Origin of the sequence: Paenibacillus mesophilus (assembly GCF_005938385.1) — a bacterium.
Taxonomy (GTDB): Bacteria; Bacillota; Bacilli; order Paenibacillales; family NBRC-103111; genus Paenibacillus_AB; species Paenibacillus_AB mesophilus.
Genome location: NZ_VCRA01000022.1, coordinates 61,892 through 78,770 on the forward strand (window position 1 = coordinate 61,892; position 16,879 = coordinate 78,770).

The 16,879-nt window shown below is 56.7% G+C and carries 10 protein-coding genes; 3 read left to right on the forward strand and 7 right to left on the reverse strand.

From position 1 onward, the window contains the following. Positions 1 to 10 precede the first annotated feature (10 nt). The 7 genes from FE783_RS28170 to FE783_RS28200 form a co-directional block, all read right to left on the reverse strand. Positions 11 to 2,653, reverse strand: coding sequence for a GAP1-N2 domain-containing protein (locus FE783_RS28170; protein WP_138882713.1), 2,643 nt, complete (start codon positions 2,651 to 2,653; stop codon positions 11 to 13). Between the two features lie 2 nt (positions 2,654 to 2,655). Then, positions 2,656 to 3,924: a TRAFAC clade GTPase domain-containing protein gene (locus tag FE783_RS28175; protein ID WP_138882714.1), complete on the reverse strand. Its 1,269-nt coding sequence runs from the start codon at positions 3,922 to 3,924 to the stop codon at positions 2,656 to 2,658. Positions 3,925 to 3,937: 13 nt separating this feature from the next. Continuing rightward, positions 3,938 to 4,576 (reverse strand): hypothetical protein, encoded by a 639-nt coding sequence (locus FE783_RS28180; protein ID WP_138882715.1) that lies wholly within the window; start codon positions 4,574 to 4,576, stop codon positions 3,938 to 3,940. Between the two features lie 30 nt (positions 4,577 to 4,606). Beyond that, entirely contained in the window at positions 4,607 to 5,890 is a 1,284-nt protein-coding gene (locus tag FE783_RS28185; RefSeq protein WP_138882716.1) for a vWA domain-containing protein, read from the reverse strand. A gap of 38 nt (positions 5,891 to 5,928) precedes the next feature. After that, complete coding sequence (locus FE783_RS28190; protein WP_138882717.1) at positions 5,929 to 8,271, reverse strand: hypothetical protein; 2,343 nt, start codon at positions 8,269 to 8,271, stop codon at positions 5,929 to 5,931. A gap of 19 nt (positions 8,272 to 8,290) precedes the next feature. Then, positions 8,291 to 11,680, reverse strand: a complete 3,390-nt coding sequence (locus FE783_RS28195) for a tubulin-like doman-containing protein (RefSeq protein WP_138882718.1) — start codon at positions 11,678 to 11,680, stop codon at positions 8,291 to 8,293. A gap of 222 nt (positions 11,681 to 11,902) precedes the next feature. Continuing rightward, positions 11,903 to 13,690 (reverse strand): vWA domain-containing protein, encoded by a 1,788-nt coding sequence (locus FE783_RS28200; RefSeq protein WP_138882719.1) that lies wholly within the window; start codon positions 13,688 to 13,690, stop codon positions 11,903 to 11,905. Positions 13,691 to 13,934: 244 nt separating this feature from the next. On the opposite strand from FE783_RS28200, the gene FE783_RS37725 reads away from it, so the two are divergent. The 3 genes from FE783_RS37725 to FE783_RS28210 all read left to right on the forward strand — a co-directional run bounded on the left by FE783_RS37725 (position 13,935) and on the right by FE783_RS28210 (position 16,868). Next, positions 13,935 to 14,090 carry a hypothetical protein gene (locus tag FE783_RS37725; RefSeq protein WP_158302070.1) on the forward strand — a complete coding sequence of 52 codons (156 nt, stop codon included), beginning with the start codon at positions 13,935 to 13,937 and terminating at the stop codon, positions 14,088 to 14,090. Further along, complete coding sequence (locus tag FE783_RS28205) at positions 14,080 to 15,021, forward strand: hypothetical protein (RefSeq protein ID WP_138882720.1); 942 nt, start codon at positions 14,080 to 14,082, stop codon at positions 15,019 to 15,021. Before FE783_RS37725 ends, FE783_RS28205 begins: the two co-directional genes overlap by 11 nt. 107 nt (positions 15,022 to 15,128) lie before the next feature. Continuing rightward, positions 15,129 to 16,868 (forward strand): hypothetical protein, encoded by a 1,740-nt coding sequence (locus FE783_RS28210; RefSeq protein WP_138882721.1) that lies wholly within the window; start codon positions 15,129 to 15,131, stop codon positions 16,866 to 16,868. The last annotated feature ends 11 nt before the right edge of the window (positions 16,869 to 16,879 follow it).

Genomic DNA, 16,879 nt, shown 5'->3' on the forward strand with positions numbered 1-16,879 from the left:
CGAGCCGGCGTTATGGCCGTGCGCCGCCGGCCCCGGTCTGGGACGTACCCGATGGCGTGGACGACGAGGCGGGAGAATTGGTCGTCTGTCCTGTCGTCTGACCTCCACCGCTCGTCGATGTGCCGGACCCCGTATTCGCCCCGGAAGTCCCGGTTTGTCCGCTCTGTGTCCCGCTTTGCCCGCCCTGCGTCCCCGTCTGTCCGCCTGGCTGACCGGATTTGTCCGCAGGAGCGGCCGGCTGCTGTTTCCCCGCGTTGTCCTCCGTCTTCGGCTCCTGCTGAACCGGCTCGGAAGGCCCCGACCACGACTGGAAGGCGTAAATGCCGCCGATCGTCAGCGCCGCCACGCCCACGACAATGCCGCCGAACTGAATGAGCATTTTGCGGTTCTTTTTGATAAACCGGATGATCGGGTTCGACTGCGCGAGCCGGATATCGTCGTACAGTTTCTTGAAGGAGCGGTTCGGCGTCCCTTTCAGCTTGAGCCACACGTTCCGTTTGTTCAGCGCGCCGCGGTCGGTTTTGTTGAAGTAGCCCCGGATCGCGCCTTCATATTCCCTGGCGATCTTCCCGCGCGCATCCAGAAAATAAGGGTAGGAGGCCGACCAGTTCAAGAAGTCGTACATTTCATCGGAATGGTTCGATTGCTTCAGCACGTAGTCGAGCATCTTCAAATAAGAGAACGAGCATTCGCCCGGCTCCGTTCCGCTCTCATAGAAGGCGTATGCGATCTTCTCATAGCTGTCGGACCGGACCTTGTCCTTCAGCAGACGCTGCAGCAGCGATTGCAGCTGGTCGATTTCCCTCGGCTGCAGCAGGCTTAACGTCATATAGTTCTCGGCTTCCTTCATATTGGCGTTGCGCAATAGGAAGGAGGCGCACTGCAAAATGTTGAACACGGCCTGGTCTTTCGGACCCAAGCTGTCGGACAGCACTTGGGAGTGGTGGCCGAGCATATATTTCACGCCTTCGAGCTGCTGCATGGTGATGCGTTCCAGATCCGCGTGGGCGATAATCGTTTTCTGCGCCTGCAAGTCCAGATCGTTGTAAAATTCCTGCAGCCGCTTCGCGTTGTCCGACTTGCTTTTGTACTGCTTGTCCAGAAAGGCGTTCAGGCTGCCGCCCGCGGCGATCCGTTCCTTGTCCTTATCCAGCAATTCCTTCGTCACGCGGATCAGCTGCTCCCGGAAATACGGCGTGCACAACGCCTCCTCGTTCTGCTTGAGCCAGAACGACAGCTCGTCCAACAGCGCGGACATCTTGGAGATAGGCTGCAGACGGTCGAGCAAGTAGCCGTGCACGACAGGGGCGAACTGGTCGGTATGGAGCATTCGCCGGACGACGGACTGGAACAGCTCCTCGTGCTTGACCATCGCTTGAAACACCTGCTGCGCCAACCTGCTATCCTCGTGGTAGTTCCAGCCGTTATACAGAAAACGGATTAACGACGTCACCAGCTTTTCCTTCATACCGCCGATCCGGTAAAAGTCGATCATCGCTTCCAGAAAGCCGAACGTCGGGGTGTAGCCGGTACCGAGCAAGGAAACCTCCTTGTCGACCAGCTTCCAGAACAGCCCGTCCATTCTCGGCTTGCGTTCGACGTTGTCCTTGTTCAAGTAGCTCAGCGTCCCGGAGACGGAAGCTTCCTTGTTTGCCTCGTACAGACTGTCGTCTCCTTGCTCCACCAAGTAAAGCGCGCATAGCTGGTAATAGGCCGGCAAAGAAGACTGCATGGAGGCGTCCATATCCTGCAGCGCCTCTTCCGCAAACTCGTAGAAAGCCGCAAGCTCCTCCGGCCGCTCCCGATTCGCCCAGGCGAAATCCAAATAATAAGGATCGGAGCCTTGGGGCTCTACGTTGCTGAAGCGCTCGTTCGGAAAATCGAAAATGTAGTCTTTGTCGATATTGCGGTCTCCGGCCCGGATACTGCCCTTCTCCACGAACATCGCGTTGATGAACTTCTTGCCTTGGGGCTCGTGGCTGTAAGTCGTAAAGCCGAATTTGCGCCGCATCCCGTAAGGCAGACAACGGTATAACAAGCCGAGCAGCCTGTTCGCGTACAGCGAGCTTTCGCTGACGTCGACGTCGAGGGCGACGTACACTTTCTTGTTGCTGGACACGGACATCATAATCGCCCATAGCAGCTGCTTGAACCGCATCTCGCCGATGCCGAGCCGCTTCAGCGTCTCGCGTTCCTCCTCAAGCTTCGGCCCGGGCGTATAGTCCAGCTCGTCCAGCTCCGGCAGCGACGTCTGTTCCTCGTTGTATTTGCTCTCGAAGAAGCGGATGCGGAATATCGAGTCCGGCGTCCGGTACGCTTGCTCTTTCCTGTCTACGGGAACGACATACTGGTGGACGAATATCGTATCGCGCTGTCCGGTAAAATCCGCCCCGGCGAACACCCCGCGCCCGATGACCAGTTCCCCGGTTTCCGCCGTGAAGACGGTAAGCGACTCCGGATATTTCGCCAAATCCTGCTCCCCCCGCTGTCTCAGCTCTTGAGGGGCGTGGTACAAGCAGAACGGATGCAGCGTTTTCTTAATAAAATTGTTGTCGAGTGAGGGGGACTTGGCTACGGTGTCCAGACCCTCGTTGGACCGGAATATCCCTTTCCGCCCGCGGGTATAGTACTGCTGCTGGATTTTCCCCTGCATGCTCAATCGCCCTCCCTCCCCTCGATATAGTCCAGCTTGTGCAGAAGCCAGACGAAGGGCTCGTCCACGCGCCACGGGGTGACGACGCCGGCGATTTTTTTGTCGACCGGATTGGACCCGAGCGCCGAGACGGCGAAGTAGGCGGTATCCGTGAAATAAACGTCCAGCGTATCTTTGAACGGACGGTCCACCTTCTCGATGAATCTGCGTATTTCCCCGTTAATGTTCTCGAATTCGCTCAAGTTCAGATGCTTCCGGTGAACGACGTCGCGGAACACGTTGCTGTTCGAGCGGATATAGTCCCCGTCCTCTTCCTTCAAATGCTGCAGCATATCGCTTTTCGTCAGCACGACGGCCGTCGGAATATCGGTTCTGGACTTGTCCTCGTGCCCGATAAAATTCTCGAACATCGTAATCGCCACTTCTCTCGGCTCGTCGTACCGGCCCGCGAATTCCCCCACCTGACTGCCGGCATTGATCAGCAGCCTGTCGCGGATCGTCTTGATCTGAAGCGGGTCGACCATGAACAAGATTCCCGCGGAATTTTTAATGTGCGCCGCATACAGGTCGAGCATATCCCGATCGGTCATAATTTCGCCCGCGACATCGAAAAAAACGAGCGTAAGCGGAGCCATCTGCTCGTCCTTGAACACGAACTGGAAAATAAACGGCTCCTGCTTCTCTTCCTTCTGGGTCGAATCGAGCATGATGCCTCTCTCGAATATCGGCTCCTCGTAATTTTGGCGGAATCTCCTGCTTATATCGGCGTTGAGCGGAATGCAGGCCGCGTTGAAATTCGAGGCGGTTAAATGCTGCAGCGTATGGATCAGGGAGGTCATATAGACCGATTTCCCGACTTGGGAGGCGCCGACGATCGAGATGATGTTGCTCGGAACTTTGCCCGCTGTAATCGGCAGCTCATTGTGGCAATGCGGACACAGCCGCTTTCTCGTCACGCGGCCGTACCGGTCGTTTAGCCCGACAAGCACCTTATTCGAGTAAATCCGGTTCTCTTCCGGTATGGAAGCCGGATGAATGACCGCTTCGAGCTCATCGATCGGAGACAAATTGAACCGCCCGCGATATTTGTTCAATTCCTCGTCTTCCTGGAGCCCGTAATCCTGGTCGCCCTCGACATGGTGCGACGCCCGGAACACTACATCCTCGGGGCTGAACTTGCTGAAGCAATACGGGCACACGATCGGATAGAACTCGGGCCTCACTTTCGGCAGCGGCTTTTTCTCGAACAGCCCTTTCAGAAATTGCAGCATGCGTTTCCCTCCTCTATTCGGGGATCAGCTCGTACATTTCACCGTAAAGCTTGCCATCGGTAAAAAACAGCCTGATCCGATTGTTTCTCGGAATCTCGATTTCCGGCAGCACGTTGCGTCCCGGAACGATGTCCTCGATGAAAGGGTACGCCGTCCCGTCCTCCTTATGGAGCGGAAGCGCCCCTTCCTTCATCACGTAGCACAGCGCCTCCTTCGGCACGAGCACCTCGCTCAACAGCTCGATCCGCACCGGCTTCATTTTACGGAACAAGGCGCTGCCGTATTTGATCGAATACCGGATTCGGGCTTTGCCGGTACTGAAGCGGATGACATTGTCCTCGTCCTCCTGCCGGAGCAGCGCGATGCCGCCCTCCCCCCGCTCGCACGGATAGACGCGATAGGCGTAACGCCCGATACCTTCGATGCGTCCCCGGTAACCGGCCTTCGCCTTGTACTCCTCGCGCGTCAGCAGCTTCATCGCGTGCCCGGGCCGTTTCTCCAAAGGCAGCTCCGCCTCCGCGGGAAACAGGTAAATGTATACGATGTGGATGTCCTCCGGCCAGTTCCATGTCAACACGCTCTCGTTGTCCTGCATCCGATGCCGCATTCCGGTTATACGGCTCCGCCCGGACGCCTCGCCGCTCCATTGCATCCGCGCGATTCCTCCTTCATCTCAAGCTCCTTATTGGAACTTCCTGTTCGTCGGGCCGTTCTGTCCGAAGGTTCGGCCGGAGCCGTTCCGGCTGCGCTTGTATAATCCTTGGCCCGCATCGTCCGTCCTGCTTTCCTTATAAGCGAAGATCAGCGTAGACAGCGACAAGACGACGGCCAGTACGATATCGGCCGCTCCGCGGACCGTACCTCCTGGAAGGAAACCGCCCTTCAGCCCTTCTTCCAAAATAAAGCCGGCCGCAAGTCCGGCGATCGCTCCGCCGATGGAGAAGCTGCGTGCGAGGTACCGGTTGTCGAATACGATGCCGAGCGACAAACCCATCAGCAGTCCGATCAGCGTCATGCAGACGATTCTCAGTACGGCATAGTAGAGACTATTGACGGCGGACCCCGTTCGTTCCCCAACCAGATGCCAGCCTTGGTTCGCTTTGTAAATTTTCTCGAACACGGCCGACAAATTCTGGACGTCCTCGACGCTGTGGTACGTTCCGCCGGTCCTGGACGCGATGCGCTTCAGCAGCTCGTTTCCTTGCCGGTCTTGGGCGTTGACGCCCACCGTATTCACCGCTATATCTTTGCTCGTATACGGCATAAGCGAGCTGTTCAAATCGACTTCGCTATAGCCGTCGGATATAAGAATGACCATGCTCCCGCGCGCCTCCGCCTGAGCGGCTTCGATCTGCTCCATCGCCTTGGCCAGCGCGGCCCCGATGTTCGTCCCTCCTGTCGGACGGCCGAAGCTGTCCAGCTTGGCCGTGACGGCGTCCTTGGCGGCTTGGTTGTCGACGGGAGTGAGCGGCTGCAACAGGTTGGCCTGGTCGTTGAACGTCATGACGGCGACACGCTTGTCCGGTTCCATGTTCTGCACAAGCTGCTTGGCCGCCCGGAAGCTTTCCCGGCCGGGATCGGTTTCGGCCATACTTTCCGAGACGTCGATCGAGACGAGAATATTGTGCGGGGGCTGATGCTTCCCGAAATAGAGCCCGTACACGAACTGCAATACCCCGCCGGCGATCAGCAGGAGGAGCAGCGTCGCGGGAACGAGCAGCTTCCAGCCATCCTTGGCGTAGCGCAGCCGCCACCCTTTGCCGTTCAGCTCGGGCGAGATCTGCTCGGCAATGAGGCACATCAAGCCGACGAACAAGGCAAGCTGGCCGAAGTAGGCGCCCATCAGCAGCCAGTTCGGAATGCGCCCCTCCCAGCTGTAGAGCAGCGCTTCCCCGGCGGCAAAGCCGATGACGCCCCCGATGACGCTGAATACGATGAGAAGCAGATTTACTTTCCGTTGATACACCGTTCCGCCCCTCCTTATGGCCGCATCGCACGGAGCTATTACGGCTCGTCCAATGGAATCGCGTGAAATTGAAAGCCGTTCGCTCTGTAGCTGTCGTAATATTTTTTGCCGTTGCGCAAGCTCTGCAAATCGTCGATGCGGAAGCCGCCCATGAGGCTCAGCTTCTCGATGCCGCTGTTTCGGTTCTCGTGCACGCAGCCGAGCTTGTAGGCCCGGTTTCCTTTGTCCACATCGAACGCGTAACGGATAAATTCGCTTTCGCTATCGCCGAAAAAGTAATGCTCTTCATAACGGTGCTTGTGCGTGTAATTATAAACTTCGACGTGAACCGTCGCCTGCTCCTGCAATGTATCATACAAATCGCGGTACAGCTGCTCCTTGGACAAGACGCCGTCCTTGTCGTCGAACCGTACGGTAACGTTCGCCCGCCGGATCAGCTCGTCCTCGAACGACTGGCGGAACGGCTCGTGCGGGAACAGCTCTTTGCGGCATACGTCGATAAGCCGCTGCAGAAGCCGCTCCGGGCCTTCCTCCAGATGCTTGGCCGCATTGCCGATGAACCGGTCTCCGAAAAAAAAGTCGTCGCCGCGCTTCGCCTGCAGCTCTTTGACGATGTCGCCCACGACTGTCGCATAATATTCCGAAATGTTCCGCCCGAGGTAATCGTTCGCTTCCGATACGCTTTGCCGGCTCGCCTCGCGGATTTGCTTCTCCAGCTCGAACAGCCTTTCGACCTTCGGCCGCAGCAGCTCGTGCAGCCGGGCGAACGCCGTCTCGTACCGCTGCAGGAGCGACAGCTTCGTCTCGAGCTGCAGAATCGCAAGCCTTCTGCCGTAGACGTTCTCGAAGAAGAAGCGGCTGAAATGCTTGAGCGTGCTCTTCTTCATGAACGGCACGCGGCGGAACGGCTGCATATCGACCGTCTCCTGCAGGAAGTGCTCGAGCCCGAGCCTGCTCTCCTCCAGCTGCTTCGCCGTTTCCTTCGACCATTTCCGCAGCTCCTGATACGGCACGGCGTCATCTTTCTCGGACGTCCAAGCGTAGGCGCAGTACAGGCCGAACCGCGGATTGTCGATGATGCTCCGTTCCGCCGCTTCGCGCACTTCCCGGTCCGGATCGAGCTGCTCGAGCATCCGGTTCGCCTTGGCCGCGAATTGCTCGCGGAAAAACTCCCCGGCATGCCGCCCGTACATCAGCTGCTCGGCCTCGGCGAGCGTCAGCCTCTTCAATTCGTCGATCGAAACGGTTGAGAACAGCAGGGCGTTCATGTCCTCCAGCTTCTCCCTGTCCGGTACGATCGCTTCCGCCTTGCGGTCGATCGAGCCGTTCTCCAGCTGCCATAGCTCGAGAATCGTCCGGCGGTCCGCCTCGCTCTGCTCCTTCAGCCGGCCAACCATATGCTGAGTCAAGTGATGCAGCACGGTCAAGGCGATGGCGCGGTTTGGCCGCTTGACTTTGGAGAAGCCCGCCGTGGCGTATGTGTTTCCTTGTACGTGCGCCGGGGTGATATGCTGCCGGAAATGCTGGTTGTTATAGCTTTCCTGCAACGAATCGTAGGAGTCGGCCGTTTTCCGGTTTTTCAGAAGACTTATGCCGGAAATGATTTCATAGTTCGACTCCATGCTTCCGTCTACGAACATGCCCTGTTCGTTTTTGTCGCTCAGCAAGTAAGCAAGATCGAACAGCGGCGCATTGGCATGCACGACGGGCAGACGAATCTGATCTTCCGTGACCAGAAGCGGGGCGTTGAAGCTGTAGCCGCGGCTCTGGTAATAATCCAGCTCGCGCAGAAAGCCTACCGATACCGACGACGCGTATTCGTGCTCTCCGTTTATTTGCTTCTCGCGAATAAGTCCGTACAAATCGACCTGGATTTGCTTGAACGACTCGCTCAGCACCGTCTTGAGCAGAAGCGTTACTTCCTGCAGCAGGACGTTGCACGGGTCGTCCGTCCGGGTTACGACCGCGATGTTCAGCTGCTGGAACGAAGAGTACATCCGGCCGAATTCGGCGATCCGGTTGCTGATCTGCCGGACGGCGCGGCCCAGCTCCGCGAGCTTGAGCGGGTCGTCGTAAAACTGCCGGTGCAGCTCCGGGCGAACGTTCTTCCGGTCCGCCGATAGCGCGGGCAGACGGATTCCGAACACGTTGTCTCGTGTGAGTGTACGCTCGGTGTATACGTGAAGATAGACAACCCCTTTGCTGTTGTTCCACTTCGTTTCATTCAACTCGTACACGGCGGCAAGCGCATCCAGACTCTCGTCTCCGATAAACGCGAAGACGAGCGGGTGATTGATGCTGCGCTGCCCGTCGCTCGCATATGCCTGCTTGTCGGCCTCGGCGTCATACTCGCCGGCGAATGCCCATAATCGTTCCTGCACGGCGATTCCTCCACCCACCTTATTTGATCGTCTTCAGCATATCGTTCACTTTGGTCACGACTTGCTTGTAGAACCGGTACATGTCTTCGCCGTTCACATATTCGTTGCGGTCGTAATCCAGCGCCGATTTCGCCTCCTGATAAGCGTCGGCCATCTCCTTCAAGGTGACCACAAGCCCCGAAATATCGTCGGAGGCGGTCAACTGCTCGCTCCTCCTGGCCGCCTTGCGCTGCAGCAGCGATTGGCGCTTCGCATCGAGACCGCGCACCTGCTCGAATATGACGTACTCGTAAAACTTGTTCACTTTAATCAGGTTGACGAACGGCTCCCACGCATCCTCGTCGGCATCGTGGTCATAGACGTATTGGGCGCCCCGCTTCGCGATCGTCTTCGTGTACATCGCCTCGATGAACCGGTCGAGCAGCTTCTCCTCGTCCTGATGCGAGTTCAGCACCGCTTCCAATTCGGCGACTTTGCTTGCGATCTGCTCGTACTTCGCCACTTCCCGGCGAATGCGGTCCAACAGCTCCGGCGAGCGGATCAAGTTTTCCTTGGCCATTTCCTCGCTTATGCTATTGAATACGTCTTTCGTTTCCTCACGTTCCATGCCGCCCTGCAGCAGCTCCTTCAGCGCCGCGATGCACCGCTTCAATTCGCCGAAGTTCGGCTTCTGGGCGTCCAGCTGCATCGGGAACCCGGCGACGAAAGCTTGGATCTCGAACGGCTTGGTCAAATAACATTCGAACCGGTTGCTCGTATTGGCGGTTCCGGCTTTCTCCTTGATGCAGCCGAAGGCGACCGCTTTGTCGAAGAGAGCTCTTACTTCCGCGTTGTATTTCCTTACGCGCGCGTTGACGTAGACGTCTCCCCACGACTTCTCCGGAATCGGCGACGGCAAGTACGTCCAGTTCGTCTTCTCCGTCTGTACGAGGTGGCGGCCGATCCCTTCCTGCTCGAGAATCGTCCTCTCGTAGCTTTCCTCCATCACCTTCAGCGGCGAATAGGCGAGCAGCGGCACCCCGTTTTTCGTGTTCAGCCAGAAAATGCGGTTTTTCACCCGGCTCTCTTTGATCGTAAACTTCGTTTTGCCGAGGGCGATTTCTTTGAAATTGCTGACTCCCTTGAAAATGTTCGGGGCGTCGGCCGGCACGGAGACGAAGCCGCATTCCGGGAAATGAAAGCTGCCCGCGCTGTTGCTCAAGTGGAACACCGGCACCGCTTCATCGTCGAGCCGCTTGGCGATGATCCGCTCGATGACCTTCTCGATCGATTCGTCCTGGCCGTATTTGATCGCGAGGAAATCCTCCATCGATTTCGTAATCAAATCGCCGAAATGATCGGTCAAAAATTCGGAAATCGAGCCGATAATGTCAATATCCTGCTCCCGGATCCATTGGTTCGTTTTGGTAAGCAGCTCGTTCGTAAAGTCGCGGATCAGGTCGTTCACGTTCTTATCGTCCATAATGTGCCCGATCAGCTTCTCGATGTCCGGCACGTTGACGACGTTCCAGAAGTACGTCTTGTTGCCCTTGTGATCGACCTGCTCTTCCCCGTTGACGAGAATGTCGCCGTTTTTCTCGAAAATCTGGTTCAACGCGTTCAATATTTCCGTAAATATTTGATAAATGCGCGAGTTTTGATCGTTCAGGATATTGTACAGATCCTCGTAAAATTCGATCATCTGCTCCATGCGCTCGCGGTCGGCGTACAGCAAGTATTCCTGGATTTTCGCCTCGATATAGGCGTCCTTCTTCTTGTCCCGCGAGATGAAGGCGCTCCGCGCGTCGCCCAGCTTCTGGTTGGCGGTCGTTTTGGCGCTCTCCGCGTCCTGGGGAACCCGGTACAAATTTTCTTTCAAAGCCTCGATATACGAGCTGATCTGATTCAGCAAACAGTAACCCTTATGGGAGAAAATAACGCGCGAGGCGAAGAACGGCCCCTGCTCCGGATTCAGGAACATCCGGTTGACCTGCTCGGTGAAACGTTCGACGCATTGGCGCGGCAGCTGCTTCTTCGATTTGATGTATTCTTCCCGGGCGCGCGACAGGAAGCTCTGCTCGAGCTCGGTATCGATGCTGACGACCTGCTGCTTGATGACGTTGTTGTAGCTCAACCGTTCGCTGTTCTGGTAGCCCGGGATCGGCTCCGGCACTCTTTTGTTGAATTCCCGGTGGACGGAGTCGGGATCGATCTCGAGCTTGCGGGCCAGCTTCTCGACTTCTTCCTGGGAAGGGGAGGCGTCGAACATTTTCTCCATCTTCTTGAAGAGCCGGTAAGCGAGAAACGTCGTCATTTCCTCGATGGGCAGCACCGCCGAGGAGGCGCCGATGACGTTGTATTGGTAGTTGGCCGCATATTGCTTCGTCATCTGGGCGATGTTCGTATGGATGTTGCTCATGTAATCCTGAATGGCGAATTCCTCGCCCGACTGCTTCTCCTCGCTGGCCATGAACGTCGTAATTTTCTCCGCCGTCACGTTCATGCAATAATCGTAGCCGTTCTCGAGCAGCGTCCCTTCCAGGTTCGTGGCCGAGATCAGATGGGCGAAGTTGAACGGGGCTACCGGAGAATTGACGGACAAGATGTTGCCGTACTTCTGCTTGAACCGTTCGTTACGCTCATTCACGTTCATCCAGTAGTCGAGCTCCTTCAGAGCCGCGTACCCGTTCTTCTTGATGTACTCTCTCGTATGGTCGGAAATGCTCTTGTTGGACAAGTTGACGTCAGGGGTAAACAAATAGCCGAACATGTTGACCTTGTCCACGCCGGCATCGCCGTGATCCCGTTCGATCAGCCCTCTCGTTATGTAAGCGATATCTAGGAAGCAGCCGCTCCCGGTACCTCCGGACAGCCCGGTCAGCAGGAAGACGATCAGCTTCTTGTTCGTGCCGACGGACAGCGCCTTGATCTTCTTCTCGATCGCCTGGACGACCGGCACGATCTTCGTAAACAGCAGCAGCCTTCCGGCCTGACGGATGCCGGACGCACCGTTGATGCCGTCCGTAATCAGCAGCTCGGGCGACAGCCACTCCTTGATATACGGCTCGAGCAGGCTGCGGTTCTGGAGCAGGCCGCCTACTTCGGGATTGGATAGCAGCACGTATTCGGTCAGCGGGTCCAGCCCGATTCCCCTATATTTTTTGTGCCGGTCGTGCTCGTTCGTCTCGAAAGCGAGAAACTCCACGTTATCCGGCTTATCGCGTTTTTTCTTGGAGATCGGATCCTCCGGCAGCTTGAACCTGCGGTTGATCTGGTATTTCAGGCGGAGCAGCGCGTCGATGCCGGTGCCCCCCAAGCCGATGACCAGCATCGGATTGTCGATCGTATCGACCCGGATTTTATCGCTGACAATTCCGCCGCCCTTGGATACGTCCAACTGTTCGATATGCTCTTTGACGACTGCTTTCATGATTGCATCCTCCTGTATAGTGGATTGCGGAACACAAGTACGTTTATTCAGTTACGATTGAACGTCCGGGAAACGAATAACGGAACTGAGCTCCCTTATTCGCCCCGTCTCGCGCCAATGCACGACAAACCGGCTGATATAGCGGCACAAAGTTCCTTTATTCGCGGGAAATATCGGGAAATACCCGGGTTAGCGGAAAATAGTTCCGTTAAAGTTCCTTTCCTAGTGAATATACTCGAGCCAAATCGATTTATTGGTGCTTTGCAGCGTAATTTTGATGCGGTCGTTTTTCTTGAGTTCCTTCGCCTTGGTGGCGTCGAACGCCCGGCCCGACTTCTCGAGCACGCAGGGCGACTGGTTCGTCACGAATACCGAGTCGCTGCCCGGGGTGAAGACGATTTGTTCCGTCTCGGCGAATTCCGGCGCGAGCTGCAGTAGCTGATGAAGCTTGACCTTGCCTTTGAAGCCGTTCAGCTTCTTGTACTGCGGGCTCGTCCGATCGCCGGTGTCCTCGTCGAAAATCTCGATGACAATCTGGCCGTAGAAGCCTTTGTTCGCCTGCTTGATTTTGCTCAGGATGAACAGAAGCGCCGCCAGCAGCACGATGAGCAGAACACCGCCACCGATCGCAAGCGTCCATGGAAACGGCTTGCCGTCTTCCGCCGGAACTGGAGCGGGTGCCGGGACCGGCGTCGCCGCGGGCTGCTGGGCACCCGATTTCGCGCTGATCGTCGCCGGGTTCGTCTCTCTGAAGAAGCTCGAATCCTCCACCCGCACTTTGACCTCATAGTCGTGCGGCTCGCCGATCTTGAAGGAGCCGGTGAAGTCTTTGCCGCTGTTCGTCAAAGCAATTTCTTTCGTCTGCTTCGCATCCAAGTCGGTGAGCAGCAGCGTCGACTTGAGATTTTTATACAAATCCGGATCGGCGACCGTCTGCCCGTTCGACTCCAGGCGCGCGCTGATCTGGACGGTGTCTCCCGCCTTATAAGTCTTGGACAGCGGAGTCATGACCAGCGCCAGATCGTAGTTGTAGACGAGGTTGATATTGATCTTGTCCTGATTGACCCCTTTGATCTGCAGCTTCCAGTCGCCTTGGGGCGGCTTGATCAGCTTGACGAGCGAATACGCGGCCGATTTGGAATAAACGACTCCGTCGGAAGGAACTTTCCGCTCCGCGCCGGACGGATCGAACAATTTGACTTCCACCGGACGGGTCGACATAATGGACACGTTCGCTTCCATGACGTTGCCGTTCGGAATGGATACGGTCACATCCTGGTAATCCCCGTTCGCCGTGAACCCCGTCAGCGGAACGACCTTCAGCTTCAGATGGTTGGCGAATATTTCGCTTAATATTTGCGGCAGCGTGTCGGCCGTACTCGTCACGAACAATTTGCCTCCGGTTTCCCGGGAAATATGGTCCAGCACGTCTTTGTTAAGCTGCCCGTCCGCATTCAAGCCGATCGTGTAAATCGGAATGCTCTGCTCCTTCGCCTTCTTCACGGCCGCCTGCAATTCCGCATCGGACTGGGCTTGGGTCCGTCCCGCCCTAAGCGAGTTGTTCCCGTCCGACAGCAGCACGATAAGCGGATAATGGCCGGCTTCCTTGCCGGACTCCAATATTTTCACCGCTTCGGCTACTCCGACCGCTACGTCGGTATAGGGGCCTCTGGCCAATTGGTCGATGAACGATTTCAGTTCTTCTTTATCGCCCGCCGAATTGATTTTGAGCAGAGCTTTCTCCCTGACGATCTGGTCGGTATACGAGATGAGGCCGATTTTGTCGCCGCTTACGGAGGCCATGTCGACGAACATTTTCATCGCTTCGTTGGCTACTTTGTTTTTGTCGCTGTCGTTCATCGAGGTGCTCGCATCCATCGCCAGCACCGCATCCATCTTCTGATCCGCGCTCTGCGCCGCATGCAGGGAAGGGCTGCCCGCGAGTAGGATGAGTACGATCAGGAGGATGGACAAAAGCGAGAGTTTGCTGCCTGTTCTATGCTTGATCACGATTCGTACCTCCGCATTCGTCGTCTGAATATGCGCTTCTGGCAGAAGCGGTCCGGCCGAAAACAAGTAGTCAAACGGCAAGACAGATAGTAGAATAGTCCTGTATGCAACATGCACGAAATGCTAGTTTTTACAAGCTTTATGATACCTTTTCGAAACGATTATTGCCATAGTTTTTATACTGCCGCCACGACGTCGTTTGTAGAATATTGTAGAATTTTGGAGACAAGGAGAAGAGATGCTCATGATCACTTACGGCCTCCTTATCGTCGCAGCGATTTATTTGTTGGCGAAATGGGTCTTCTATCATGCATACAAGAAAAAAGCGCTGACGCGCAGCCAAATCGATTCCGCGCTGGTCGACAGACTGAACATGGCGGAGGGATCGCATGCAGACTAAGCTCGCCGTCCAGTTCCGCAAAAACAGAAGGACCTCCCACGCCTTCGAGCGGCTGAAAACGTGCAAAAAGTGCGGCGGCTACTCGGTGCTCTTCGACAACGTCTGCAAGCAGTGCGGCTCCCGGGACAAGTTCATCCCGGTTACCGAATACGCCTCCGCGATGAACCGCATTATGCCTTGGGCGGAAGCGTTCGGGGCTATCGCGCTCGTCCTGCTTGCCGTAGCAAGCGCGGGTACGCTGCAGCATCTCGCCGCCGCCGTGATCGGCGGAGCGGCCTTCCTGTTCCTGTTCTTCCTGCTGCGGAAACGGTACAAGCCTTACGCCGACACTTACCGGCTGCATAGGCTGCTGATCGACCATACCCCGGCCATATGGAGGGGACTCCGCGCGGATCTTCAGGAGGCGGTGCAGGACATGGATGCCGCCAAACCTAAGGAAGCTTACGAGAAGCTGCGGGAAATCGGGCATTTCCTCCGCGGCGAGCATGTGAAAGTACGCAAGATCGACTGTCTGGGCCGGTTCTTTATCCGCAAAGATATGGAGCTGGAGCTGGAGGAAATCGTACCCGCGTCATTCCGCCAAGATTTCGTACTCTACTTATGGGAAGCGGTCAAAGTCAATAAGCGATTGGTCCGGCAAAGCGTACTGGATTACGTCGTAGCGTATCGATACGAAATAGCGGCCATGGAGCACGGCAAGGACATCCTGACGCTGGTCGCGGGCGCCGCTCTGCGCATGAAAGCGTACGTGCAGAGATACCCGCATTTCATTGTCGATTACTTAGACGAATTGCCTAGGGAAAGGTTTCACCGCTTATGCAAGCTGATGGCCTCGACACCGGCGGCGGACCGGGGGCGCCTGTACGAAAGATGCAAAGAGCTGGCCAAGACGCGCTACGGCTTCGATCCGGAGTTTCAAGGATTGTTTTAGCCCCACTTCACTTTTGGGGGTCTGGTTTCGGGGGCTCCCCCAAAAGTACCCGGAATAAGCTACGAAGCTCCACGTCACTTTTGGGGGACCAAGAAAGGAGCGGCATCATGAACAGCCCCTCATACAACACGGCTATCCGGTTAAGGGCGGCCGCTTTCGCACTCATGCTCGCGCTCGCTGCCGTCGTCTGCTTCAAGCTGTACAACAGCTACACGAAGGTGCGCCATTTCGCGGAGGCGAAACGGTCCTATGAAAACCGGAACTGGATCCAAGCCGAGATCTATTTCAATAAAACCGCCAGCAACCGATGGTTGAGCTACAAGGAGGAGACAACCTCCCTCATACTCGCCGAATTGAAACCGGTGACCGAAATCAAAGAAATGATGCAGGACATCCGCAACCGCGCCGAAGAAGCGGACAAAAAGAACGACATTCAGTCGCTGCTCGCCGTATACGGCGAATACGGGGAGAAGAAAGCTCAGGCGACTGCGGGCGGTGAAAACAATGCCGCCCTTTTCGCGGAGATGTCCGCCCTGGACAACGTCGAGGCCGAATTATCCGGCGCGATGCAGCGCGCCGCGGAGCAGGCGGCCAAGGAGCTGCAGGCCGGCATGAAGAAAAGGGTGTTCCAAGACGAGGCAGCAGTCGTATGGCTTCAGCTTCCCCCCGCCTATATCGGCAGCGAGCAGAAAAGAAACGAAGAAATCCGCGCCAAGCTGGAGCCGTACGACCAAGCGAGAATCGAGGCGTTGAACGCAGGGAAAGGATTGGCCGAATTGATGGCCGAGGGAGCTCGCCTGAACAAGCTGTACCAGCAATACGGCTTCCGGCCCGACTGGCTGTATCCGATTATCGAGCAAACGGTGCAGAACCGCTTAGCCGCATTGCTCGAGAAAAACGACTGGACGGCCTTCGCGCAAAACGCCAAGCTGTACGAGCAATCGAAAGAATGGCCCGTCGCCGGCTCTCCGACCGCGAAATATATTCAGGACAGCTACAACAAGCAGCTGGCGGCAGCCGAGCAGCTGTCTGCCCAGCAACGATTCGCCGAAGCGATCGCCCTGTACGAGAAGCTCGCGGCTTACCGCGATACCCGCGCGGCAATTCGCGCCGTCGAGCTGGCCTGGTCGACGGCACAGCCGGAACACCTGCTGCAGAAGGCGATGCCCGGAACGGCTTTTACGAACGTCATCGCAGGAAAGTCGCAATTCGGAGCCGTCGCTTATGCGGCCGGCATAGCCGGCAGCAAGCTCGTACTCGCCAAGCTGATGGCCGATATGACGGTCGACAAGAAGGAGACGGACCTGGGTCCGGGCGTCAGGATCACGGAGCTGCGCACCATCGAAAGCCTCGGCGTGCAGGGGATGCCTACGCTGCTAGTCCAGGCCGCCTCCACGGCCAGAAAATCGAGATATATCGCCTACGACGCTGTGCAGACCGGACTGCGCAAGCTGTTCGACTTCGAGGCGGACGGCTACCAGCAGGAAGGACAAGGCGTCCTGGTCGTGGACAACGACAACGGCAAAGGCGCGGGACAGAAATCGTACTACGAGTACCGCAACGGCGAATACGCGTTCAGCAAAATCAAGCCCGACTATGTGGACATCGCCTTGGCATCTCTCAAAAACTACAAAAACGTAAAAGTCCGGTTCCAGTGCACCATCATAGCCGTCGACGACAACGTAGCCGTCGTCATGCACGACGGACAATATATTCTGCTCGGCGGGATGAAGCTGAAGACCGGGTCCGCCGTCATAACCGGCACTTGGTCGGAATACGAAGAAATCAAGAAAGGAGCGACGAGCATTCCGGCCATGAAGGTGAATGTTGTCGCCGCTCAGCAGTAGCCGAGACATAG